General features: G+C 72.9%; 20 protein-coding genes. 8 read left to right on the top strand and 12 right to left on the bottom strand.

Annotation, left to right across the window (positions count from 1 at the left end):
* Window positions 1–21 precede the first annotated feature (21 nt).
* On the bottom strand, window positions 22–1392 hold the full coding sequence (locus tag HZS56_RS06510) for an SGNH/GDSL hydrolase family protein (protein WP_216719735.1): 1371 nt from the start codon (window positions 1390–1392) through the stop codon (window positions 22–24).
* Between the two features lie 200 nt (window positions 1393–1592).
* Here HZS56_RS06510 and HZS56_RS06505 point away from each other — a divergent pair, with 200 nt between their 5' ends.
* The 3 genes from HZS56_RS06505 to HZS56_RS06495 all read left to right on the top strand — a co-directional run bounded on the left by HZS56_RS06505 (window position 1593) and on the right by HZS56_RS06495 (window position 5072).
* Window positions 1593–3017, top strand: a complete 1425-nt coding sequence (locus tag HZS56_RS06505; RefSeq protein ID WP_216719734.1) for a DUF445 domain-containing protein — start codon at window positions 1593–1595, stop codon at window positions 3015–3017.
* A 110-nt stretch (window positions 3018–3127) separates the two neighbouring features.
* Window positions 3128–4654, top strand: a complete 1527-nt coding sequence (locus tag HZS56_RS06500) for an MFS transporter (RefSeq protein ID WP_216719733.1) — start codon at window positions 3128–3130, stop codon at window positions 4652–4654.
* Between the two features lie 58 nt (window positions 4655–4712).
* Entirely contained in the window at window positions 4713–5072 is a 360-nt protein-coding gene (locus tag HZS56_RS06495) for a VOC family protein (RefSeq protein ID WP_216719732.1), read from the top strand.
* 85 nt (window positions 5073–5157) lie between these two features.
* Here the strand turns inward: HZS56_RS06495 and HZS56_RS06490 are convergent, their stop codons facing one another.
* On the bottom strand, window positions 5158–5460 hold the full coding sequence (locus HZS56_RS06490; protein WP_216719731.1) for a hypothetical protein: 303 nt from the start codon (window positions 5458–5460) through the stop codon (window positions 5158–5160).
* Window positions 5461–5704: 244 nt separating this feature from the next.
* Here HZS56_RS06490 and HZS56_RS06485 point away from each other — a divergent pair, with 244 nt between their 5' ends.
* Window positions 5705–6586, top strand: a complete 882-nt coding sequence (locus HZS56_RS06485; protein WP_216719730.1) for an alpha/beta fold hydrolase — start codon at window positions 5705–5707, stop codon at window positions 6584–6586.
* A 114-nt stretch (window positions 6587–6700) separates the two neighbouring features.
* Window positions 6701–7174, top strand: coding sequence for a carboxymuconolactone decarboxylase family protein (locus HZS56_RS06480; protein WP_216719729.1), 474 nt, complete (start codon window positions 6701–6703; stop codon window positions 7172–7174).
* A gap of 58 nt (window positions 7175–7232) precedes the next feature.
* Here the strand turns inward: HZS56_RS06480 and HZS56_RS06475 are convergent, their stop codons facing one another.
* From HZS56_RS06475 to HZS56_RS06445, 7 genes are all read right to left on the bottom strand, one after another.
* Window positions 7233–8462, bottom strand: a complete 1230-nt coding sequence (locus tag HZS56_RS06475; RefSeq protein ID WP_216719728.1) for a cytochrome P450 family protein — start codon at window positions 8460–8462, stop codon at window positions 7233–7235.
* Entirely contained in the window at window positions 8459–9727 is a 1269-nt protein-coding gene (locus HZS56_RS06470) for a cytochrome P450 (RefSeq protein ID WP_216719727.1), read from the bottom strand. The genes HZS56_RS06475 and HZS56_RS06470 overlap by 4 nt, the downstream gene beginning before the upstream one ends.
* Window positions 9724–10353, bottom strand: coding sequence for a GTP-binding protein (locus tag HZS56_RS06465; protein WP_374201088.1), 630 nt, complete (start codon window positions 10351–10353; stop codon window positions 9724–9726). Before HZS56_RS06465 ends, HZS56_RS06470 begins: the two co-directional genes overlap by 4 nt.
* Window positions 10331–10684, bottom strand: coding sequence for a DUF742 domain-containing protein (locus tag HZS56_RS06460; protein ID WP_216719726.1), 354 nt, complete (start codon window positions 10682–10684; stop codon window positions 10331–10333). Before HZS56_RS06460 ends, HZS56_RS06465 begins: the two co-directional genes overlap by 23 nt.
* Window positions 10681–11103, bottom strand: a complete 423-nt coding sequence (locus HZS56_RS06455; protein WP_031038921.1) for a roadblock/LC7 domain-containing protein — start codon at window positions 11101–11103, stop codon at window positions 10681–10683. The genes HZS56_RS06460 and HZS56_RS06455 overlap by 4 nt, the downstream gene beginning before the upstream one ends.
* A gap of 2 nt (window positions 11104–11105) precedes the next feature.
* Window positions 11106–12995, bottom strand: a complete 1890-nt coding sequence (locus HZS56_RS06450) for an ATP-binding protein (protein WP_216719725.1) — start codon at window positions 12993–12995, stop codon at window positions 11106–11108.
* Between the two features lie 530 nt (window positions 12996–13525).
* Complete coding sequence (locus tag HZS56_RS06445; protein ID WP_216719724.1) at window positions 13526–14218, bottom strand: TetR/AcrR family transcriptional regulator; 693 nt, start codon at window positions 14216–14218, stop codon at window positions 13526–13528.
* 253 nt (window positions 14219–14471) lie between these two features.
* Here HZS56_RS06445 and HZS56_RS06440 point away from each other — a divergent pair, with 253 nt between their 5' ends.
* On the top strand, window positions 14472–15353 hold the full coding sequence (locus tag HZS56_RS06440; protein WP_216719723.1) for an NmrA family NAD(P)-binding protein: 882 nt from the start codon (window positions 14472–14474) through the stop codon (window positions 15351–15353).
* 30 nt (window positions 15354–15383) lie between these two features.
* On the opposite strand, the gene HZS56_RS06435 is transcribed toward HZS56_RS06440, so the two are convergent.
* Entirely contained in the window at window positions 15384–17018 is a 1635-nt protein-coding gene (locus tag HZS56_RS06435; protein WP_216719722.1) for a hypothetical protein, read from the bottom strand.
* 197 nt (window positions 17019–17215) lie between these two features.
* Window positions 17216–17887, bottom strand: coding sequence for a type 1 periplasmic-binding domain-containing protein (locus HZS56_RS06430; protein WP_216719721.1), 672 nt, complete (start codon window positions 17885–17887; stop codon window positions 17216–17218).
* Window positions 17888–18213: 326 nt separating this feature from the next.
* On the opposite strand from HZS56_RS06430, the gene HZS56_RS06425 reads away from it, so the two are divergent.
* The gene (locus tag HZS56_RS06425; protein ID WP_216719720.1) at window positions 18214–20187 is read left to right on the top strand and encodes a purple acid phosphatase family protein; all 1974 of its coding nucleotides are present in this window, start codon (window positions 18214–18216) and stop codon (window positions 20185–20187) included.
* Between the two features lie 77 nt (window positions 20188–20264).
* The gene (locus HZS56_RS06420) at window positions 20265–21344 is read left to right on the top strand and encodes a WxL protein peptidoglycan domain-containing protein (protein ID WP_216719719.1); all 1080 of its coding nucleotides are present in this window, start codon (window positions 20265–20267) and stop codon (window positions 21342–21344) included.
* 395 nt (window positions 21345–21739) lie between these two features.
* Here HZS56_RS06420 and HZS56_RS06415 read toward each other — a convergent pair whose 3' ends face one another.
* Entirely contained in the window at window positions 21740–21952 is a 213-nt protein-coding gene (locus HZS56_RS06415; RefSeq protein ID WP_216719718.1) for a hypothetical protein, read from the bottom strand.
* Window positions 21953–22147 lie beyond the last annotated feature (195 nt).

The following is a 22147-nucleotide window of genomic DNA, read 5'->3' as shown; positions in this document are numbered from 1 at the left end:
GCACCGGCCCGGGACCCGGGCTCACGCCTCGACGGGCGCCGCGCCCTTCAGCAGGTCCAGGTCGAGGACCTCGCCCATCCGCGCGTACCCCTTGTCGCTGGGGTGCAGGTGGTCGCCGCTGTCGTAGTCGGAGCGCAGCCGGCGCGGGTCGTAGGCGTCGCGCAGGGCCTTGTCGAAGTCGACGACCGCGTCGAAGACGCCGCCCGAGCGGATCTCCTCGTTGACCTCCTGGCGCATCGCCTCGCGTGCGTCCGTGTACCCGCGGTAGCCGCCGAACGGCATGATCGTCGCGCCGACGGCCTTCAGGCCCCTCGCGTGCGCCTGGTCGACCAGGGCGCGCAGCCCGTCGACGATGCTCTCGCGGTCGGCCAGCTCCGGGCTGTGCAGGATGTCGTTGACGCCGAGGACGATGACGACGACCTTGGCGTTGGTGCGTTCCAGGACGTCCCGTTCGAACCGGCTGAGCCCGCTCGGGTTGTCGGCGGGCCGGCCCGTCCTGCCGGTCAGGATGCGGTTGCCGCTGATGCCCTGGTTGACGACGCCGTAGCGGGGCGTGCCGCGCCCGGCCTCGGCCGCCTCGTGCAGCCGCCGGGCGAGGACGTCGGGCCAGCGGTGGTTGGCGTTCGGCTCGGAGCCGAAGCCGTCGGTGATCGAGTCGCCGAACGCGACGACGGTGCCCTTCGCCTCGTGGCTCAGCACGTCGAGGGCGGTCAGGTACCGCCAGTACGGCGTCTCGGCGGTGTACGCGGCGGCCGTGGCGTCGACCGTGCGGTCGCCGTCGGCGAGGTAGCTGGTCTGCTGGGCGTACGGGTGGTAGGTGACCGGTCCCGACGGCGTCGGGGAGAACGTGGTGACCAGGACGTCCGAGCCGAACGGCACGGCCAGGCGGGCGGCGTCGCTCATCACCTGGCCGCCCGCCGGGATGATCACCCTGGGGCTGCCGCGGAAGGTGAGCCGCCGCATGGTGTCGGCGACCGCGGCGGCCGTCTCCGGTCCCGCGGCCAGGGCGACCGAGGCGTGCGTGACGGTCAGCGGCGACTGTCCGTACAGGTTGGACAGGGTGATGCGCACGCTGGCGCCGCCGACGCTCGTGTGGACGACGTTGCGCACCGAGCGGCCGGCCATGCCGGTGGTCTCGGTGCCCGGCTCGGCCGCGGCCGGCGAGGCGGACCAGGAGCCCACCCAGGCGCCCGTGGAGGCGGGAGCGGCGTCGTTCCGCGAGGCGCGGCCGCCGCCGTCGGCGCCCGACGCGCGCATCTCGCTGCCGTCGTCCCTGGAGACGGTGGCGTAAATGGCCGCGGAGATCGCCACTATCAGGGTGACGATCGCCGCGAGCAGGGCACGGTGCTTGCTGTGGGGTGCCCCCGCACCCGCGTCACGACCCGGGGTCATGCTGTGCTGTTCTCCTCGGGCGAAGGGGAGCCCCGAGGCTCCGGTCCGATGAACCCATGATGAGGCATGGGCGGAGGAAAGGCCGCAGGAGCCCCGCGCGTTCCCCCCGGCGGGACAGACGCCGGGAACTTGTGTTCCGTTCCAGGAGTCGGTCAGGAAGGGACACTGTGTGAGGTACGTATCAGCGAACGGTGGAGCGGATGGAACGGGAGAAGGCGGAACTGCCCGGAGGTCCCGGGAGAACCGGGGCGGACGGCACGGGGCCGGGCACGGAGCCCGACGCGGAGCCGGGCACGGAGCCGGGCACGGAGCCGGGTACGGGCGCCGGTGACCCCGCGGCCGGGGTGGTCCGCGACCGTGCGATGACGTCCTTCAGCCCCGCCGACGAGGTCAAGCGCCGCGGCGTGCGGCGCATGAAGCTCACCGCCACCGGCCTGCTGCTGTTCGTCGCCCTGGTCTACGTCCTTGCCGAGTGGGCCGCCCACCGGGGTGCGGGCGCCTGGGCGGGCTACGTGTCGGCCGCCGCCGAGGCCGGCATGGTCGGCGCGCTCGCCGACTGGTTCGCGGTCACCGCCCTCTTCCGGCACCCGCTGGGCCTGCCCATCCCGCACACCGCGATCATCCCGAAGAAGAAGGACCAGCTCGGCGTCTCCCTGGGCGAGTTCGTCGGCGAGAACTTCCTCTCCGAGGACGTCGTACGGCGCCGGCTGCGCTCCGTCGGCATCGGCAGCCGGCTCGGCGCCTGGCTCGCCGTGCCCGAGCACGCCGACCGGGTGACGGCCGAGCTGTCCGCCGCCCTGCGCGGCGCCCTCACCGTGCTGCGCGACTCCGACGTCCAGGCGGTGGTCGGCGAGGCCATCACGCGCCGGGCCGACGCCCAGGAGATCGCCCCCGGCATCGGCAAGATGCTGGACCGGGTCGTCGCCGACGGCGGCCACCGGCGCGCCGTCGACCTGGTCGTCTCCCGCGCCCACGACTGGCTGATCCTGCACGGCGACTCCGTGATGGACGCCGTGCAGGGCGGGGCACCCGGATGGACGCCCCGCTTCGTGGACCGGCGGGTCGGCGAGCGGGTCTACAAGGAGCTGCTGCGCTTCGTCACCGAGATGCGCGACATGCCCGCCCACCCGGCGCGCGGCGCCCTCGACCGCTTCCTCACCGACTTCGCCTCCGACCTCCAGTCCGACACGGAGACCCGCGCGCGCGTGGAGCGGCTGAAGACCGAGGTGCTGGGCCGCGGCGAGGTCCAGGACCTGATCGCGTCCGCCTGGACGGCCGTACGGTCCATGATCGTCTCGGCGGCCGAGGACGAGCGCAGCGAGCTGCGGCTGAGGGTCCGCGCCTCGCTGCTGTCCCTGGGCGCCCGGATGTCCTCCGACGCCAAGGTGCGGGCCAAGGTCGACGGCTGGGTGGAGGGCGCCGCGGTGTACGTGGTGACCACCTACCGCAAGGAGATCACCTCGCTGATCACGGACACCGTGGCGAGCTGGGACGCCGAGCACACCACGAAGAAGATCGAGGCCAACATCGGCCGCGACCTGCAGTTCATCCGGATCAACGGCACGGTGGTCGGCTCCCTGGCCGGGCTGCTGATCTACACGGTCTCCCGCATGCTGGGGGCGTAGGGCCCCCGCTCCCGAGCGGTGCGGGCGGCCCTCGGGCCTGCCGGGCACGGCGGGCGTGTTCCTTCCGGTGCAGGGCACACGGGAGGCGTTCGCTCGACGGAGAGGAAGCCATGACAGGAGCAGAGCCGCCGGCGCCGGTGCCCGCCTCCACCGGAACCGTCACCACCGCCGTCCCGGCCCGCCTGGACCGGCTGCCCTGGTCACGGTGGCACTGGATGGTCGTCATCGGCCTGGGCACCGTCTGGATCCTGGACGGCCTCGAGGTCACGATCGTCGGCAACGTCGCCGGACGGATCGCCGAGGACGGCAGCGGTCTGGACATCAGCTCCGCCCAGATCACCGGCCTCGCCGCCGCGCTCTACGTGGCGGGCGCCTGTTCCGGTGCCCTGTTCTTCGGCTGGCTCACCGACCGCCACGGCCGCAAGAAGCTCTTCATCACCACCCTGGTGGTCTATCTGGCGGCGACGGCCCTGACCGCGGTCTCCTTCGAGTCCTGGTGGTTCTTCCTCTTCCGCTTCCTCACCGGCTTCGGCATCGGCGGCGAGTACGCGGCCATCAACTCCGCGATCGACGAGCTGATCCCGTCCCACTACCGGGGCCGGGTCGACCTCATCATCAACGGCAGCTACTGGCTGGGCGCGATCGGCGGCGCCCTGCTGTCCATCGTGATGCTGGACACCGACATCTTCGCCAAGGACCTCGGCTGGCGGCTCAGCTTCGCCCTCGGCGTGGTCCTGGGCCTGGTGGTGCTGCTGGTGCGGCGGCACGTCCCGGAGAGTCCACGCTGGCAGTACATCCACGGCCAGGGGGAGAAGGCCGACCGGCTCGTCACCTCCGTCGAACGGGAGATCGAGCGCGAGAAGGGCGAGAGACTGCCGCCGCCGGCCGGTGAGATCACCATCCACCAGCGCAAGAGCATCGGCTTCGGCCTGATCGCCAGGACCGTCTTCGGCCGCTACCCGCGCCGCGCGATCCTCGGCCTCTCCCTCTTCATCGGCCAGGCCTTCCTCTACAACGCCATCACCTTCGGCTTCGGCACCATCCTCATCACCTTCTTCGACGTGCCGACCGGCAGCACCGGCTACTACTTCGCCGTCATCGCCGCGGGCAACTTCTGCGGCCCGCTGCTCCTCGGCCACCTCTTCGACACGGTCGGCCGCCGGATCATGATCTCCGGCACCTATCTGCTCTCCGGGGTCCTGCTCTTCGCCACGGCCTGGCTCTTCGACAGCGGCTCGCTCACCGCGACGACCATGACGGCCTGCTGGTGCGTGGTGCTGTTCTTCGCCTCGGCCGGTGCCTCCAGCGCCTACCTCACCGTCTCCGAGATCTTCCCGATGGAGACCCGGGCCATGGCCATCGCCTTCTTCTACGCCCTCGGCACCGCCGCCGGCGGCATCAGCGGCCCGCTGCTCTTCGCCGACCTGACCGAGTCCGGCGTGGTCGGCGACACGGTGCTGGCCTTCCAGATCGGCGCCGGGCTGATGTGCGCGGCCGGGCTGGTGGCGGCGTTCCTCGCGGTGAAGGCGGAACGCCGCGCGCTGGAGGACATCGCCGAGCCGCTGTCGACGGCGGCGCCGGGGGCTGCGGGAACGGGGGCTGCGGGAACCGCGGGATCCGGCGGGCCGAGCGCGTAGCGTCACACAGGCCGGCCGGTCGGCCCGGCACAGACGGCGAGGAGTCGAGGAGTCTTCGATGAGCATCCGCAGGATCGTCCCCAACATCCATGTCGAGGCCGAGGAGCAGTGGAACACCAGCCGTGACTTCTACGGCCTGCTCGGCTTCGAGGAGGTCATGGACATGGGCTGGGTGACGACCCTGGCGTCCCCGTCCAACCCCACGGCCCAGATCAGCCTGTTCACCGAGGAACGCACCGCGCCCGTCGTCCCCGACCTGAGCGTGGAGGTCGAGGACGTCGACGAGGTCCACGCGGCGGTGGTCGCGGCGGGCGCCGAGATCGTACGGGAGCTGCGGGACGAGGACTGGGGCGTGCGGCGCTTCTTCGTACGGGATCCGAACGGCCGCGTGATCAACGTACTGACGCACAAGTCGTGACGCGCGAGAGGTGACGCCCAGGTCGTGACGCGCGAGACGTACAAGGCGTACCAGGCGTGAGGTGCGCGTCGGGCCCCGGGAGGGTTCAGGCCCGTCGGTCGGCGACCGCCCACGAGGCCAGCGCGACCGCGCCGGCGACGCCGAAGACCGCGGGCCAGGCGCCCACCTTCTTGGCCAGCGGGTGGGACCCGGCGAACCCGGCGACGTACGCGGCGGTCAGCGCGCCCGCGGCCGGGCCGCCCGCCCGCCGCCGCCACTGCTGCGCGGCGGCCGCCCCCGCCACCGCGAGCACGGCCCCGCCGAGCTGCCGCTTCTTCGTCCAGCGGGCCACGCCGTACCCGCCGACGAGACCACCCGCGGCGATCGCCGCACTGGGAACCCTGGCCATCTCTGCCTCCTGCCGCGCACACGCCGTGCGCACCGATTGCCGGTACCGAGGCTAATCCTCGCCGCGCCCGGCGCACGCGCCGGGGTGAGCACCCCTCACGGGCCCCCACCGCACCCCACCGGTGCGCGGGAGCCACCCGATCGGCCGAACACCGCGCCCCGGCCGTGACGGTTCCGGGTACCCGTCCGGTTGGGGTGGGGGACGGGGCGGGGGAACGGACGGGACGCGAGGAAGCGGGAGACCGATGAGCACGGACAGCCCCGGCACGGACCGGGCCCGGCCCCGGCAGGTCGTCGTGGACGGGGCCCGCGTGGCCTGCTGGGAGTACGGGCCGCCCGACGCCGAGCCCGTCGTCCTCCTGCACGGCTACCCGGCCGACCACCACTGCTGGCGCCACCAGGTCCCGCCCCTGTCGGCCCGCCACCGCGTCGTCGCCCCCGACCTCCTCGGCTGGGGCGCCTCGGACCGCCCCCTGCACCTGGCCTTCGACTACGACACGGAGGTCGCCCGGCTCGCCCGGCTCCTCGACGCGCTGGGCCTGGACTCGGTCAACCTGTTCGGCCACGACTACGGCGGCTTCCTCGCCCTCGGCCTCGCCGAGACCCGGCCCGCGCGGGTGCGGCGGCTGGCCGTCCTCAACAGCCGCGCCCAGGGCACCTTCACCCGCCGCTGGTACACCCTCTTCAGCCTCATGGGCGTCGCCGGACGCAGCCCGCTGCTCCGCCGCCCCGCGGCACACCTGCCGTACGCCGCGCTGCACCGCCGGGCCTTCGCGCCGCTGGTGCGCGCGGGACGGCTCGAACCGCGGGTCCTGGACGGCTACGTCGACTGGATGGCGACGTCCGTGGGCCGCCGCTGGCTGCTGCACTACTTCGCCGACTACCGCACCCCGCCCCGCCCCGGGCTGCGCCGCGGCCTGCCCGGCGTCTCCTGCCCGACGGCGGTCGTCTGGGGCCGCGCCGACCCGTACCTGAGCCCGAAGATCGCGACCGAACTGGCCGCCGCCGTGCCCGGCGCCGAGCTGACGATGCTGGACGGCACCGGGCACTGGGTGATGGACGAACGCCCCGCAGAGGTGACGGCGGCGCTGCTCCGGTTGCTGGAGCGGACCCCTGCGAACGGGTGAGACGCAGGTCACATGCGTGGCGCGTCGCGGCCTGTCACATCTGCTGCCCCCTGCTCCGTCGTAGCTGTGTACGGAAAACGGAAAAGCGAAACGCCGACAACGGAGGAGAGCACCATGGAAGCGCGTCTGAACCTGTTCACCGACCCGCTCGCCGGCAAGGTCCTGCGGCACATCAACTCGGCGGGCAAGGCCGTGGGCGACTCGACACTGCCGGCCGCGACCCAGGAGCTGGTCAAGATCCGCGCCAGCCAGATCAACGGCTGCGGCTTCTGCCTCGACATGCACACCAAGGACGCCGCGAAGGCCGGGGAGACCGCGCTGCGCCTGAACCTGGTCGCGGCCTGGCGGGAGGCCACGGTCTTCACCGCCGCCGAGCGCGCCGCCCTCGAACTGACCGAGCAGGGCACCCGGATCGCCGACGCGCCCGGCGGCGTCACCGACGAGGCCTGGGCGAACGCCGCCGAGCACTACGACGAGGAGCAGCTCACCGCCCTGGTGGGGCTGATCGCCGTCATCAACACCTACAACCGCCTGAACGTCATCACCCGGCAGCCGGCGGGCGGCTACGAGCCGGGAATGTTCGGCTGACACCCCCCCGGCTTCCGGCCGGGGACGGGACCGCGCTCCCGGCCCCACCCCCCGCCGGTCAGCCGGCGTGCAGCAGGACCGGGAGCCGCTGGTGGCCGTTGCTGATCAGCGACGGCACCGGCGGCAGCTCCCGCTCCGGGTCGGCGAGCCGGATGTCCGGGAAGCGTTCGAACAGGCTCCGCAGCGCGAGCACGACCTCCATGCGGGCCAGCGGCGCGCCCAGGCAGAAGTGGACGCCGTGGCCGAAGGCCAGGTGCTCCTTGACCGTGCGCGTCGCGTCGAAGGTGTCGGCGTCCCGGTGCCAGTCCGGGTGCCGGTTGGCCGCGGCGTACGAGGCGAGGATGGCCTCCCCGCGGGCGATGGTGCGCCCGTCGGGCAGGGGGATGTCCGTGACGGCGTACCGCAGCGGCAGGTGCTTGACCGCAGGCTCGTGGCGCAGCGTCTCCTCGACGACGTCGCCCCAGGTGACCTCGCCCTTGCGGACCAGGGCGAGCTGGTCGGGGCGGGTCAGCAGGGTGTGCACGGCCTGGTCGATGACGTTGACGGTGGTCTCGTACCCGGCGCTGATCATCAGCAGCAGCGTGTCGCGCAGTTCCTCGGGCGACAGGCGCTCGCCGTCCCCCTCGTCGTCGCGCGCGGCGATGAGCAGGGACGTCATGTCGTCGCCGGGGGTCTCGCGCTTGGCGGCGATGAGCTGGTCCAGGACCCCGTACAGGCGGGCGGTGTTGGCCTGCGCCTCGGCCTGGCTCAGCGTGGTGTCGAAGACGCCGTCGACCAGGGCCCGGAAGCCGTCGCGGCGGTCCTCCGGCACCCCCATGAGGTGGCCGATCACCGCGATGGGCAGTGGGTAGGCCAGCTCCTGGCGCAGGTCGACGGCCGTGCCCGCGGGCAGGGCGGCGATGCGGTCGACGAGCCGGGTCACGATCGCCTCGACGGCGGGCCGCATCGCCTCTATTCGCCGGGCGCTGAAGGCGGGTGCCACCAGCCGGCGCAGCTTGCGGTGGTTCGCCCCGTACGCGGTGAACATGTTCTCCACCGCCACCCACAGGGCCAGCGGCCAGGTGGCGACGACCTCGCCGAAGGCCGGCCAGTGCGCCCGCGCGTCCTTGGAGACGTCGGGGCTGGTGAGGAGCTGTTTGAGGAACGCGGGGTCACTGACCGACCAGGCCTGCACGCCGAGGACGTCCACGCGCGTGGCCGCGCCGCCCTCGCGCAGGGCACGGTGCTCGGCGTGGTGTCCGGCGCCGGAGGGGTCGAGGACGAGGACGGGCTGCTGCTGCGTCGTCATGGCCTGGCTCCTTGGTGTGCGGCTTGGTGTGCGTCTCGGTGCACGGCGGGGAACGTGACGGGCAGGGACTCCAGGGCCCGGTGGAACGGCCCGGGGCGCCACGTGAGTTCGGCGAGGGGACGGGCCAGGTCGGTCCGCGGCAGCGCGTCCAGCAGGTGGGTGACCGCGGTCTCCGCGATGAGGTAGGCGTGCGAGCGGGCCGGGCAGGTGTGCGGGCCGGTGCTCCAGGCCAGGTGGGCGCGGTTGCCGGCGTGGCTGCCCGCGGGCATGCCCTCGGTGAGCGCCGGGTCGTTGTTGGCGGCCGACATGGAGATCACCACCGGCTGGTCGGCCGGCAGCAGCACGCCCTCCACGTCGACGGGGTACGGCGGGTAGGAGATGCAGTAGTTCATCATCGGCGGGTCGGTGTAGAGGACCGCGTCGAGCGCGTCGCGCACGGTGGAGAGACCGGCGTGCAGGTCCGCGGAGAACTCCTCGTCGGTGAGGATCTTCAGGATCGTGTTGCTGATCAGGTTGGTCAGCGGCTCGATCCCGGCGCCGTAGAGCGTGACGAGCTGCTGGCCCATCTCCTCGTCGGTCAGGTCGGCGGGGTGCTGGGCCAGCCGGGACGTGATGTCGTCGCCGGGGTGGAGCCGGCGCAGCGCCACGAGGTCGGACACGGCCTGGGAGAGGATCCGGTTGCCCTCCCCGGCGTTGGTCGTGTCGAAGATCTTCGCCATGCCGTCGGCGATGCGCTGCCCGATCTCGTCCGGGCAGCCGAGCAGTGCGCTGAGCACGCTGAAGGCGATGGGGAAGGAGTACTGCGTGAGCAGGTCGGCCGATCCGGCGGCGCGGAACCCGTCGATGGCACCGTCGGCGACCTTCTCCACCAGCGCCCGCAGCCCGTGCTGGTCGACCCGGTCGAGGGCGTGGACGTTCGCGCCGCGGTAGCGGGCGTGTTCGGCGCCGCCGGAGCGCAGCGCGTTGGGCCGCCACTCCATCATCGGCCGCACCGGGCAGGTGGCCGGGATCAGTTTCTCCCAGGCGCGCGGGTCGGCCGGGAAGTGCAGCGGGTCGTTGAGGATGCGGCGTGCCTGGTAGTAGCCGATCACCAGGGTCGCCGGGACTCCCGGCGCGAGGTCGACGGGGACCAGCGGGCCGTGGGTGCGCCGCAGGTACCGGTAGGCGGCGTGCGGGTCGGCGGCGAACTCCGGGGCGTACAGGGCGAACCGGCCCGTCGGAGCGGTCGGCGCGGTCGGCGCGGACTCGGCGGGGGGCAACGTCATCGGCGGGACTCCATGAGGGCGGCTGAACGGTGCTCGGAGAGGTACTCCGTGAGCGTGATCAGGGCGTGCAGGGAGGACGTGCGGTCGCGGGCGTCGCAGACCGTCAGGGGGGTGCCGGGGTCGAGGGCGAGCGCCTCGCGCAGCTCTTCCTCGGGGTAACCCGGGGCGCCGGGGAAGGTGTTGATGGCGACGGCGTACGGGATGCGCGCGCCGTCCAGCAGGCCGAGGGCGTCGTGGGAGGCGTCGAGGTCGCGGGTGTCGGCCAGCACGAGGCAGCCGAGGGCGCCCTCGGCCAGGTCCTCCCACAGCGGCTGGAAACGGGACTGCCCCGGCAGCCCGAACAGGTACAGCGCGATCCGGCCGCCCGCCATGTGGATGCGGCCGAAGTCCATCGCCACGGTGGTCGTCGTCTTGTACGGGGCGCGGCGCAGGTCGTCGACACCGGCGCTGGCCTGCGTGATCGGCTCCTCCATCCGCAGCGGCCGTACCTCCGAGACGCTGCCGATCAGTGTCGTCTTGCCGACGCCGAAGCCGCCCGCGACCACGATCTTGGCCGACCGGGTCACCGTGGCCGGGACGTAGGTGACGGACGGGTCGGACCGGTCAGACCATGGAGCGGAGTCCACGGAGTACCTCCTGGAGCAGGTCGAAGTCGGGCTGGTCCTCGGCGGCGGGGACGGGGCTCGTGAGGTGGCCGGAGTCCATCAGCGAGGAGACGAGGATGCGCACCGTGGAGGGCGGCAGTTCCAGCGCGGCGGCGATGTCGGCGACGGCCAGGCCGCCGTCCGCGCCGGCGAAGAGCCGCATCACCCGGCGGGCGTCCGGGGGGAGGGTGTCCGTGGGGCCGGTCGCGGCGATGACCACGCTCTCCAGGCGCACGTCGTCGCGTGCGCGGATCCGGCCCTGAGTACGGACGTAGGGCCGGACCATGTCGGGGTCGCGCCGCGGCCCGCTCATACCGGTGAGCCGCCGTCCGTGACCGGGACGCGCTCCTCCGTGGCCAGTTCGTGTCCGACCCGGGTGGCGAGCCGCACCATGTGGTGGGAGATCAGGCCGACGTCGGCGTCGGGTCCGGTGGTGCACACCGACAGCATGGTGTTCTTCGCGGCGGTGGTGGTCAGGCCGATGCAGCCGACCGACTCGATCAGCAGCTGTCGCATGCCCGCCCCGCCGGTGAACTCGTCCCAGGCCTTGCCCGCCGCCCGCAGCGCCGCCGTCAGCGCGGCGAACTTCTCCCCGTCGTCCTGGCCGATCGTCTCGGTGCGGGCCTTCAGCAGGCCGTCGCTGCTCATCAGCACGGCGTAGCGGACGCCCTCGACGGTGCCGAGTTCCTGGTCGAGCAGCCAGCCGAGGCTGTTGGTGTGTGTGTCTTGCACGGTCAGTGTCCTTCGTCGTGAGCGGCGTCGCGGCCGGCGGTGTGCGTGGCGTCGGTGCCGGCGGGCCCGGTGGCGTCCCCCTGCCGGCCGCGCCGCGTCCCCGCCGCCCAGGCCGCGGCGACGGCGGGCCGGCCGGGCTCGGTGGCGTCGGGCGCGGCGGGTCGGCGCGCGGGTGCGGGGGCGGTGGAGCGCCTGCGGACGGTCAGACCGCTGGCGGTGGTGGCCGCGGGGCCGGTGGCCGCGGAGGTGCCGGCCCCGGGGGTGGCGGGCCCGGGTGCGGGCTCGGTGGAGGCGGACGCGGAGGCGGAAGCGGTCGGTGCCGTGGCCGGGGCGGGGTGTGCGTCGGCCGGCCCGTGGACGGACTCGTAGCCGTGGTCCCGTTCGTGCTCCGGCTGCCGGTGCGCCGACTCCTGTGCGGACTCCGCGCGCTCGTAGGCCGGTTCCCGTGTGAACTCCGGACGCTCGTAGGCCGAGGCCGGTTCCCGTGTGAACCCGGGGCGCTCGTGTGCCGGTTCCTGCTCCTCCACGGGCCCGGCTACGGCCTCCGGTGCGGGACCGGCGGCCGCGGGCTCCGCCGCGAAGGGGGCCGAGGACTGCGCCGCCGGGGCGGGTGCGGGTACCGGCGGGGCCGGCTCGTCGACCGGTGCCGACGGTGCGGGGACGATGCCGGCGGGGGCGCCGTCCGGCGTGACGGAGGACGCGCCGGAGGACGCGACGGCGGGCCGGTCGGCCGCGTGGACCGCGGGGTGGGCCGCCGAAGGGTCGACGAGCAGGTTCTTCGGCAGGACGACCATGGCCCGGGTTCCCTGGTAGATGTTCGGCGCGGTCAGCTCGACACGGAAGCCGTAACTCTCCGCCAGCAGGGAGGCCACGCGCAGCCCGGTCTGGGGGTGCGCGCCGAGGCGGGTGATGTCGTCCCGCTGCTCGCCGGACATCACGTCGCTGGCCCACAGCAGCCGCTCGTCGTCCATGCGCAGCCCGGCGTCGTCCACGATCAGGAAGCAGGCGTGGTGCCCCTGTTCGAGCGAGACGTGGACACTGGCGGCCGGCGGCGAGTACCGCAGCGCGTTGTCCAGCAGTACGGCGACCGCGTGCACGACGCCCTCCACCGCGCGCCCCTCGACGACCACGGCACCCATCTCGGGGTGCTTGATCCGCTCGTACCCCTCGATCCGGCCCATGGCCGCGCGCACGATGTCGGTCAGCGTGGTGGCGGGCCAGCGCCGCGACAGCTTGTCCCCGGCGAGCACGGCGTATCCCGACGCGGTGAGCAGCATCTGCTGCGCGAGGTGGTCGATCTCCACCAGCGTCGCGTACGCCTCGTCGGAGATGTGCCGCCGTACGCCCTGGCTGACGGTCCGGCCGAGCCGTGCCGAACGCGCCACGACGTTGTTGGCGAAGCCGCGTACGGCGGCCCGTGCCACGCCGACGGACTCCTGGCGGACCTGCTCGATCTGCCGTTCGGTGTCCTGCCGCACCTGCGCGACCTGCTGCTCGGCGTCCTGCCGCACCTGGTCGGCGGTGTTCGCCGCGACCCGGTCGGCGGCCGCCCGCTCCTGAGTCCGTACGGCGTCCACCGCCGAGGCCACGGTGGCGGGCACGGCACGCAGCCGCTCGGCCAGCGGTGTCCCGTCGAGCGCGGCCGGCACCATGAGCCCGGCCTCGGGGGCCGCGCCGCCCTGCCCGCCCTTCGCGGTGGCCGGGATCACGGTGGCGGACAGGTGCCCCACGCACTGCTCGGCCGCGACGAGTTGCAGGGTGAGCCGGTCGGCGTGCTCGCGCAGCTGGTCGGCCCGGCGCCGGGCCTGGTCGCCCGTGCGCCTGAATCGCCAGGCGGCCCCGACCGCGGCCACCGCCAGCAACGCGGTGACGGTCAGAATCAGTTCAGTCATCAGGTCCTCACGGATCGGAAGCCGTCGGTGTGGGGGAGGCGGCCGAGGCGGGGCGGCGCGAGGGGCGGGTGGCGCCCGGCCCGGCGGGGGCTCTCAACAGGCCGGAGCGGACCGGTGTCTACGGGGGCCGCCACGTGCCGCGGGACCGGCGACGCGGACGGCGGTGAGGGCGCACGACATGGAACTCCAAGGACACGCGAGGGCCTGTGCGAGCAGGGGTGACGACGACGCGGACTCGAAGCGGCGCAGGACCGCGCAGCCCAAGCCGCCCCGAACTCCCGTATCCGCGACCGGCGTTCGGCGTACGGGAACGGACCATACCCCTTGTGCTCACTCGTCGTGTCAGCCTCGTGACCATGCGGCGGAACCGCAAGCGGAATGGCGCGAAAAATACCCGGATGGCGGCAGAACCCCGATGGCTGAAAAGGGCGTTGGCCTTCCGGGCGACAGCCTGCTAGGCGGCGCGGACAAAGGGGGAATCCGCCCGCGCCAGGTCCGATCGCGGGTGCGAGGAACGACCGCGTGTGTGATCAGCCGCCGTCGGCGAGACGCCCCAGCCACTCCGTCAGCAGTCGCTGTTCCGCGTCGCTGAGCGGTGACTGCTCGGGAAGGGCGGCGCGCAGGGCGCGGGCCGCCCCGGCCGGACCGGAGTCGCGTACGGCCGGCTGTTCGACGGTGACGGCGGCGACCATGGACTCCCGCAGGGTGGCGAACAGGGCCGGATCACGCCGCTCTTCGGGCAGCGACAGCCAGGTGAGCACCGCGCCGCGCGCCGTGGCGTGGATGATCTGGGCCGCGAGTTCCTCGCCCACGCGGAGCCAGCCGCCGGCGGCCAGGCGCCGGATCCGGCCCATCAGGACCCCCATGCCGGTCCGGAAGGCGGCCGACTCCGTCCTGGTGGGTTCGGTGTACATCAGCGTGTACAGCGCGGGATGGGCCAGCCCGAACTCGACGGCGACGTCCCAGCCCGCCCGCAGGTCGGCGATGGGGTCCGGCGGGTCGGGGTCGACGCGCTTGGAGGCGAGGAAGGTCGCGAAGCCGTGTTCGGCCACCGCGTCCAGCAGCCCTTCCTTGTCGCCGAAGAGCCGGTAGATCGCGGGCGGCTGGAGCCCTGCCGCCTCGGCGACCGCACGCGTGGTGACCGCGTCGCGCCCCCCGCGCGCCAGCAGGCCGATGGCGGCCTCGATGACCCGCTGCCGGGTCTGGTCGGAACGAGATGGCATGTATCGACGATATCGCGTTCTTGTGTTCGTCGGAATTATCGGTGTTACCGTGTAAGTGTTTCCGCTGGAAACTCCACTGGAAACGGTCCGTCCGGACCAGTGGAAACAGACGCCTGGGCGACAGCTCTCCGAGCGGCAGACCGCTTGGGCGAAAGACCGCTGAGTACGGACCTCTGAGCACCAGGCCACTGAGCATCAGGCCACTGAGCAACAGACCACCGAGCCACTAGATCCCCGAGTACTGGAGCAGAACATGATCATCGTGACCGGAGCCACCGGAAAGCTGGGGCAGCAGATCGTCGAGCACCTGCTCACCCGCGTCCCGGCCGACCGGGTCGGCGTCAGCGTCCGCGACCCGCAGAAGCCGCGGGCGCGGGCCTTCGCCGACCGTGGCGTACGAGTGCGGCAGGGCAGCTTCACGGACGCCGGGAGCCTCGCCCACGCCTTCGAGGGCGCCTCCCAGATCCTTGTCGTATCGGCGGACAGGATGGGCCAGGAGTGCGTCGACCTGCACCGCACCGCGATCGGGGCGGCCGTCGCGGCGGGGGCCCGCCGCATCCTCTACACCAGCCAGATGGGGGCCGGCGAGGCGTCGCACTTCCAGGCGTGCCGCGACCACGCGGCCACCGAGGCGATCCTGCGCGACAGCGGAGTCCCCCACACCTCACTGCGCAACGGCTTCTACGCCGCCAGCGCGGTGAACTTCCTCGACCGCGCCCTGCCGAACGGCGAGATCGTGCTCCCCGCGGACGGGCCGGTCGCCTGGACCGCGCACGCCGACCTCGCCGAGGCGACCGCCGCCGTCCTGGCCGACGAGGGCCGCTTCGAGGGCCCCACCCCGCCCCTCACCGCGTCGAGCGCCCTCGCCTTCGACGACATCGCGGAGATCGCCACGGAGCTGACGGGCCGCACCTTCACCAGGACCACCGCACCGGACGGCGCCTTCCGGGACCAGCTGGTCGGCCACGGCGTCCCCGAGATCTACGCCGACCAGGTCCTGGGCATCTTCGCGGCCGCCCGCGCGGGGGAGTTCTCGGTGACCGACCCGACGCTGGCCCGGTTGCTGGGCCGCGAGCCGGCCGGTGTGCGGGACGTCCTGCGGGACGCACTGCGCGAACGGACGTCCGCCGCCTGATCCGGCCGGGGTGGCGGTGCCCCCGCCCCGTCACCCCGAGGCCAGCAGCTCGGTGATCTCCTTGATCCAGGCGTCCTTCTGCTTGGGGTCGTTGAGGCTCTCCACCCACTTCGCGTCGTCCACCTTGTGCTGCTTGGGTCCCGCCTTCAGGGCGATGAGCAGGGACATGCCGGACTGCCGCATCTCCTCCGTGTTCTTGCCGCTCCCCGGGATGTCGGGGCCCGCCGCCAGCGAGTAGATCTCGTGTGCGACGAACCGGCGCTCGCCCTTCGACACCTTCTGCCAGAACTTCAGGGCGTGCCCCAGCGATTCGCTGCGGGACCTGGCCTCCGGGGTCTCGCCCTCCAGTGCCCAGCGCTCGGGGTGGTGGGCCTCCTCGTAGCGCTTCGTGACGGCGCGCAGCGCCTTGTACAGGGTGACGCCGAGGATCAGACCGCCGCCGGCCCCGGCGAGGCCCCAGCCGACCGGGTTGCTCGCCAGTACGCTGCCCGCCATCACGGCGTTCGCCAGCGTCACGGCGCCCGCTCCGGCCTTGAGGGGCTCGCTCAGCGCGCCGCCGGCCGACTCCTTGGCGATCTTGTTGATCTGCTTCTGCTTCACGAACTTCTGGGCGGAGCCCAGCCGCTGCACGTTCTTGCCGGCCTGGTCGTAGGTCTGGGCGGCTTCACGGGCGCCGCTCATGGCCTCCGCGGCGCCGTCGAGGGCGTCGGAGACACCGGTCAGTCCGTCGGGGTTGTCCTCGCGCCAGTACGAGTCCAGGCTGACGTAGGCCCGCGCCGCCGCCCAGTTGGCCTCGATCCGCTGTCTGTCCAGCTCGGCCAGGGACTCCGCGTGGACGACCTCGGGGTCGCCCATAGCCTTCACCTTCTTCAGCTTGCCGATCGCTCCGCCGATGCGGAAACCCGAGCGGATGCCCTTCGCCATGCCGACGGCGGTGCTGGTGACACCGCTCGCCTCGGCCGCCATGGCGGCGTCCGCGGCGTGCTGCACCTTGGTCGCCTCCTTGGCGATGGCGGCGGCGTAGTTCCCCGAACTCGCGGCACCGACGACCGTGTCGGCCCCCTTGACGTCGGCCCTCCGGGCGTTCGTGTGGTGCTTGACCCCGGTCGGGTTCGCCTGGGCCGCCTTCCTGGACTTGTGCCAGTCGAGGGCGTTGACCGCGGTGCCGGGAAGCTCCGTGGCGAGGTTCATTCCCGCGGCCGAGGTCCCGGAGACGGCGGCGGAGTCCTTGAGGACCGCGTCGCCGGAGGCGGAGGCCTGCTGGGTCATGCCGGCGTTGCCGGGGGTCTGCACGCCCTTGACCCAGGTGTCGATGGTGTCCAGGTTCTTCTTGAGCCGGTCGAGGAGCCCGGAGATCCGGTCGCGGTAGTTCTTCTTCGACTTCGTCTTCGCCCCGGCGGATCCGCCGCCGTTCTCCGGCGCCTTCCCCTTGTCCGGCGCCCTGTCCGCCGCCTTGTCCGCTGCCTTCCCCGTGCCCTGGCCCCGGGCACGCTGCACCGCCGCGGTCGCGGCCCGGTTGCCGGCCTTGGCCTGGAGTCCGAGGAGGACGTGCTCCGCCGGGTTTCTGGACGGGCTCCCGGTCCGGCTCCCCTCCCGGCGCTCCCGGGCCGACGTCAGGGCGACCGCGGAGGGGCGCTCGGGGGTGCGGTGGACAGGGGCGCTCATGGAAATTACCTCTCCTGCTGCCGGACCGGGCGAGGCGAAGGTAGCCAGGCATGATCAACACCAGGGGCGCGGCAGGGAAACTCCCGGCGGACACCGCGGAACACGCCGGGTGCGAAGCTCCCCCGCTTCCCGCTGCCCAGTCGGCGGGACGCGGCAGGACGCAGGCGGCAGGCGGCCGGAGAGCCGGCCCCGGCCGGCTAGAAGTCGTCCATCCACACCACGATCCCCGTCCGCCCCGACAGCACCGCCGCCGTCCCCGCCCGTACCGCCGCCGCGCAGCGCTCCGGGGTGAAGGACGCGGCGTCGTAGGCGGAGGGCGTGCCGAGGCCCTCGCCGCGGAAGGAGGCGCCGGTCCAGTCGACGGCCGTGACGTTCTCCGTGGGCTCGGCCAACTCCGCGCCGACGACGAGGAACTGCTGGTCGAGATGGTTCGGGGTGACGTTGACGAGCGGGTCGACGAGGTCGTCGCCGGCGCTGACGATCAGGTCGGCGTCCGTGTCCATGGCCCGCGTGAGGGCCGGTACGAGGTCGGAGGCGCCGGCCGCGGTCACGGTCTCCAGGTCGACGTCCTGCTCCTCGGCCCACTCCTCGACCGCCGCCACCACCGTCCGGGTGGGCCGCGCGTCGCCCGCCGTCACCAGGGTCACGCGGTACCCGTCGGAGGGCCGCACGCCGTCCCAGGAACCCGGCTGCGGCGTGATGGTGGACTCCGGCGCGGGGGTGGTCCCCGGGGCGACGAACCCCGCCCCCAGCCGGCCCACGGCGGAGGGTGCCGGACGCGACGGCGACCCGTCGTCGCCCGAGCCGCATCCGGTGAGCAGAACGGCGGCCGCGGTCAGGGCGGCGGCGGCCAGGTACGGGCGGCGCAAGGGATCGTCCCTCCGGAGGTGTGGTGGCAGCGGTAGACGGTGGAAGCGGTACGGGGGCGCTGTGCCCCGGCGCTGCTCATCCTGCGCCGCCGGTTCCGCGCATCTCCAACGCCGGACCCCCGAACGCCCACATGTTCGTACACGGTTCGCCGGCCGGTCCCCTCCGGTTCACCGCGGGCCCCGGAGCCGCGCCCGCGACCAGGACAAGCTCCGATGTTCAACCATCTCCAAGGCCGCGTTCGCCCGGTCTTCACCTCTCCCGGAGAGCTTGACGATCTCCACAGCACGCACACAAGTGCACGGAAGAGCGGAAGAAACGACACTTCATGAGATCCATATCCTCAGCACGGGCCGGCCGGTCCGTGCGTCGCCGCATGGCCACCGGCGCCACCGCGGCCGTCCTCGGACTCACCGTGTCCCTGGGCGGCGCACTCACGGTTCCCGCGGCCGCGGCCGAGTCCGCCACCCTGACCGGCATCGTCCTCGGCGTCGGCGCCAACGAGACCCAGCGCACCGTCAGCTGGTACTCCTCCGCCGACACCGCCCAGAAGATCCAGGTCGCCCCCACCGCCCGGCTGACCGGCGGCGCCTTCCCCGCCGACGCGGCCACCTTCGACGCCCTGGGCGCCGCGAACACGGTGAACGGCGGCCACCACCGCAACGCCACCATCACCGGCCTCAAGGAGAACACCGCCTACTCCTACCGGGTCGGCAGCGAGGGCAACTGGTCGTCCACGTACGCCTTCCGGACGCAGGACTTCGAGGGCGAGTACGACTTCCTCTTCTTCGGCGACCCGCAGATCGGGTCCTCCGGCAACGTTGCCAAGGACACCGCCGGCTGGAAGGACACCCTGGACGTCGCCTACAAGGCGAACCCGGACGCCGAACTCCTCGTCTCCGCGGGCGACCAGGTCGAGAGCGCCGGCAACGAGACCCAGTGGGACGGCTTCCTCGCCCCCGACCAGCTCCGCCAGTACCCGGTCGCCGCCACCATCGGCAACCACGACGTCGGCAGCAAGGCGTACGAGCAGCACTTCGCCATGCCGAACACGGACCGCTCCGGCGAGTACTACGCCAACGGCGACCCGGACTCCAACACGTCCGGCGGCAACTACTGGTACATCTACAAGGATGTGCTGTTCATCGACATCAACAGCAACAGCTACGCCACCTCGCAGGGCGGCGGCGGTGACGCGGCGCACGCCAAGTACATCTCCGACGTCGTCAACCAGCACGGCGACGAGGCGAAGTGGAAGGTGCTCGTCTTCCACCACTCGATCTACTCGCCCGCCTCGCACGCCAAGGACAAGGACAACAAGGCGCGCCGGGCCGACCTGCCGGCCACCATCTCGAAGCTGGGCGTCGACGTGGTCCTCCAGGGCCACGACCACAGCTACTCCCGCAGCTACGAGATCAAGAACGGCGAGAGGGCGAACCCGGACGAGAAGCCCGGCCAGGGCGACATCTACCCGGGCCCCGGCGGCGTCCTCTACGTCACCGCCAACTCGGCCTCCGGCTCGAAGTACTACGACATCACCAAGCCCGACGACAGCGGCACCAGCGGCTCGGGCAACGGCGCGGACCCCAGCGACCCGGACCGCTACTGGTACAACTCGGTGCAGAACCAGGAGCACGTCCGCTCCTACATGAAGGTCCAGGTCAAGAACGACAAGCTCGTCGTGGAGAACCTCCGCAGCGGCACCTGCGCGGCCCCCAACGCCTCCGTCGAGAACGGCAACTGGTGCAACAACACCAGCAAGGACCAGCCGGTCGGCTCGGTCGTCGACAAGTTCACCATCCACCCGCACCACGGTGACGGCCAGCAGCTCCAGGTCGACGTGCCCGAGCCGGCGCCGGGCGAGTTCGGCTGGACCATCGACGGCTACAACGGCCTGGTCGACCTGGGCACCGCCAAGGAGGCCGGCGGCGACCACTTCACCGCCAACGGCAAGATCAACCCGATCGTCGTCTCCGACACCCGCCGCTCGCTCTCCCCGTGGTCGGTGTCGGCCAACGTGAGCGACTTCAAGGACGCCGACAAGACGTTCTCCGGCTCCTACCTGGGCTGGTCGCCGTACGTCCTCGACCCGGGCGCCGGTGCCAAGGCGGGCGCGTCCGTGGCCTCCGGCTACGACGACGAGGGCAAGGGCCTGTCCGTCTCCCGCGGTCTGGGCTCCGCCGAGCAGGGCCACGCCCGCGGCAAGGCCAAGCTGGGCGCCGGCCTCGACCTCAAGATCCCGGACACCGTCGGCAAGGGCGGTTACCGCGCGACCCTCACCATCACCGCGCTGAGCAGCTGACCCGACTCCCGTCACCCCGGCGGGGCGGGACCGGCCGACCGGGCCGCCCGCCCCGCCCCCTCCAGGAGAACCCCGACATGCACACCCGCGCACCCCACCGCCGCCCCCCGGCCACGACCTTGCTGCTGGTCCTGCTGCCGGCCCTCCTGGCGGCCCTGGCGTTCACCGGTCTCACCCCCGCCCCCGCCCGCGCGGCCGACGGCGAGGTCACCTGGACCGTGCGGACGGCCTCCAACTCCTACGGCGACGACCGCTCCAGCTTCAGCTACGGCGTCAACCCCGGCGGCGAGGTCGAGGACGCCATGGTCGTCGCCAACCGCGGCAAGACCGACCTCACCCTCGCGGTCTACGCCGCCGACGGCTACACCACCGAGAAGGGCCAACTCGACCTCCTCACCCACGGCGAGAAGTCCACCGGCGTCGGCACCTGGCTGAAGGCCGGCCGCGACACCGTCAAGGTCGCCCCGGGCAAGACCGCCGAGATCCCCTTCACCGTCGCCGTCCCCGACAACGCCACCCCCGGCGACTACGTCGGCGGCATCCTCACCTCCCTGCGGCAGCCCGGCGACACCGAGGGCATCGCCGTCGACCGCCGCCTCGGCATCCGCGTCAAGCTGCGGGTGAGCGGCGCCCTGAAGCCCACGCTCGCCGTCGAGGACCTGCACGTCGACTACGGCGGCACCGCCAACCCCTTCGGCCGGGGCGACGCCACCGTCACCTACACCCTCCACAACACCGGCAACGCCCTCCTGTCCGGCACCCAGAACGTCACCCTCACCGGCCCCTTCGGATGGCTGAGCACCGACGCCGGCAAGATCGCCGCCCCGCCGGAGCTGCTCCCCGGAGAGAAGTGGAAGGTGCGGATCCCGGTGCACGACGTCACCCCGGCCTTCCGCCTCACCGCCGAGGCGACGGTCACCCCCGTCATCACCGACGCGGCCGGCTCCGAGACCTCCCTGAAGCCGGTCCGCGCCACCACCACCGGCTGGGCGGTGCCGTGGGCCCTCCTGCTGCTCCTCGCCCTCGTCGCGGCCGCCGCCGTGGCCACGTACGTCCTGCGCCGCCGCAACCGGGCCCGCCGCAAGTCCCGCGAGGACGCCCGCGTACAGGAGGCCGTCGAACAGGCCCTGCGCGACCGGGCCGAACAGTCGGCCTGACGCCGCGGAGCCCGGGCGCCGGACGGCACGCCCGGACCACACACGGCACGCGACCATTGCCGTCCTGCCGTACGTTCGTCCGGTCGTACGTTCGTCCCGCCGCGCACGGCGAGTACCGCACTACGCTGGTTCTCAGCCGCACGGGGCACGGGTGCTCGGGGGCGTGGGGGCGCGGAGAGAGGCGGGGAACACGCCCACCGGGAGTACCTGCGCCTCGCCGGCCAGGTCGAGCGGCTGAGCCGGATGCCGGGTGCGGCGATCACCGGCGACCAGGCGGCCGAGGCCGCGGCACGGCTCCGGGACCTCGCGGCGCGGTTGTCCGTCTGAGGGAACCGGAGAGGGCCTGAGGGGACCGGAGAGGCCTGAGGCTCAGGGGACCGATCCCCGCGGGACCGTCACCCGCTCCGCACCGACCAGACCTCCGGGCCGCCGCCCCGCCACTCGATCAGCTCGGACGTCTCCACGTCGACGTCCTCAAGACCGGCCCGCCGCAGGAATTCCGCCACGTCACGCAGCCCGTGCGCGAGGCCCAGGATCTCGCCGTCCGCACGGACCCGCCGACCGCCGCCCGGCGACGGCCGGCCCACCACTACAGGACGCCTGGCCATGCCCCCAGGATCCGCCCGTTCCCGCGCATCCGCACCCCGCGCGTACGACGACGAGGTCCGGAGAGGGAAGGTGGAGCGTCGTCCTCCGTCGTGACGGGCTCCGCGGTGTGCCGCGGCCGCACGCCGTGCCACCGGCCACGCCGGCCCCGTTCGTCACCGGTGTGGAGCAACCGGCGCTGCGGGCGGTCCCGGCTC

Origin of the sequence: Streptomyces mayonensis (assembly GCF_018982965.1) — a bacterium.
Taxonomy (GTDB): domain Bacteria; phylum Actinomycetota; class Actinomycetes; order Streptomycetales; family Streptomycetaceae; genus Streptomyces; species Streptomyces mayonensis.
The sequence above is the reverse complement of the archived record's forward strand: the minus strand, read 5'-3'. Positions and strand labels throughout refer to the sequence as shown.

What these genes read in the sequence shown, in the direction of transcription:
- HZS56_RS06510 (WP_216719735.1), bottom strand. Translation starts at nt 1,392, where the DNA reads ATGACCCCGGGTCGTGACGCGGGTGCGGGGGCACCCCACAGCAAGCAC.
- HZS56_RS06505 (WP_216719734.1), top strand. Translation starts at nt 1,593, where the DNA reads ATGGAACGGGAGAAGGCGGAACTGCCCGGAGGTCCCGGGAGAACCGGG.
- HZS56_RS06500 (WP_216719733.1), top strand. Translation starts at nt 3,128, where the DNA reads ATGACAGGAGCAGAGCCGCCGGCGCCGGTGCCCGCCTCCACCGGAACC.
- HZS56_RS06495 (WP_216719732.1), top strand. Translation starts at nt 4,713, where the DNA reads ATGAGCATCCGCAGGATCGTCCCCAACATCCATGTCGAGGCCGAGGAG.
- HZS56_RS06490 (WP_216719731.1), bottom strand. Translation starts at nt 5,460, where the DNA reads ATGGCCAGGGTTCCCAGTGCGGCGATCGCCGCGGGTGGTCTCGTCGGC.
- HZS56_RS06485 (WP_216719730.1), top strand. Translation starts at nt 5,705, where the DNA reads ATGAGCACGGACAGCCCCGGCACGGACCGGGCCCGGCCCCGGCAGGTC.
- HZS56_RS06480 (WP_216719729.1), top strand. Translation starts at nt 6,701, where the DNA reads ATGGAAGCGCGTCTGAACCTGTTCACCGACCCGCTCGCCGGCAAGGTC.
- HZS56_RS06475 (WP_216719728.1), bottom strand. Translation starts at nt 8,462, where the DNA reads ATGACGACGCAGCAGCAGCCCGTCCTCGTCCTCGACCCCTCCGGCGCC.
- HZS56_RS06470 (WP_216719727.1), bottom strand. Translation starts at nt 9,727, where the DNA reads ATGACGTTGCCCCCCGCCGAGTCCGCGCCGACCGCGCCGACCGCTCCG.
- HZS56_RS06460 (WP_216719726.1), bottom strand. Translation starts at nt 10,684, where the DNA reads ATGAGCGGGCCGCGGCGCGACCCCGACATGGTCCGGCCCTACGTCCGT.
- HZS56_RS06450 (WP_216719725.1), bottom strand. Translation starts at nt 12,995, where the DNA reads ATGACTGAACTGATTCTGACCGTCACCGCGTTGCTGGCGGTGGCCGCG.
- HZS56_RS06445 (WP_216719724.1), bottom strand. Translation starts at nt 14,218, where the DNA reads ATGCCATCTCGTTCCGACCAGACCCGGCAGCGGGTCATCGAGGCCGCC.
- HZS56_RS06440 (WP_216719723.1), top strand. Translation starts at nt 14,472, where the DNA reads ATGATCATCGTGACCGGAGCCACCGGAAAGCTGGGGCAGCAGATCGTC.
- HZS56_RS06435 (WP_216719722.1), bottom strand. Translation starts at nt 17,018, where the DNA reads ATGAGCGCCCCTGTCCACCGCACCCCCGAGCGCCCCTCCGCGGTCGCC.
- HZS56_RS06425 (WP_216719720.1), top strand. Translation starts at nt 18,214, where the DNA reads ATGAGATCCATATCCTCAGCACGGGCCGGCCGGTCCGTGCGTCGCCGC.
- HZS56_RS06420 (WP_216719719.1), top strand. Translation starts at nt 20,265, where the DNA reads ATGCACACCCGCGCACCCCACCGCCGCCCCCCGGCCACGACCTTGCTG.
- HZS56_RS06415 (WP_216719718.1), bottom strand. Translation starts at nt 21,952, where the DNA reads ATGGCCAGGCGTCCTGTAGTGGTGGGCCGGCCGTCGCCGGGCGGCGGT.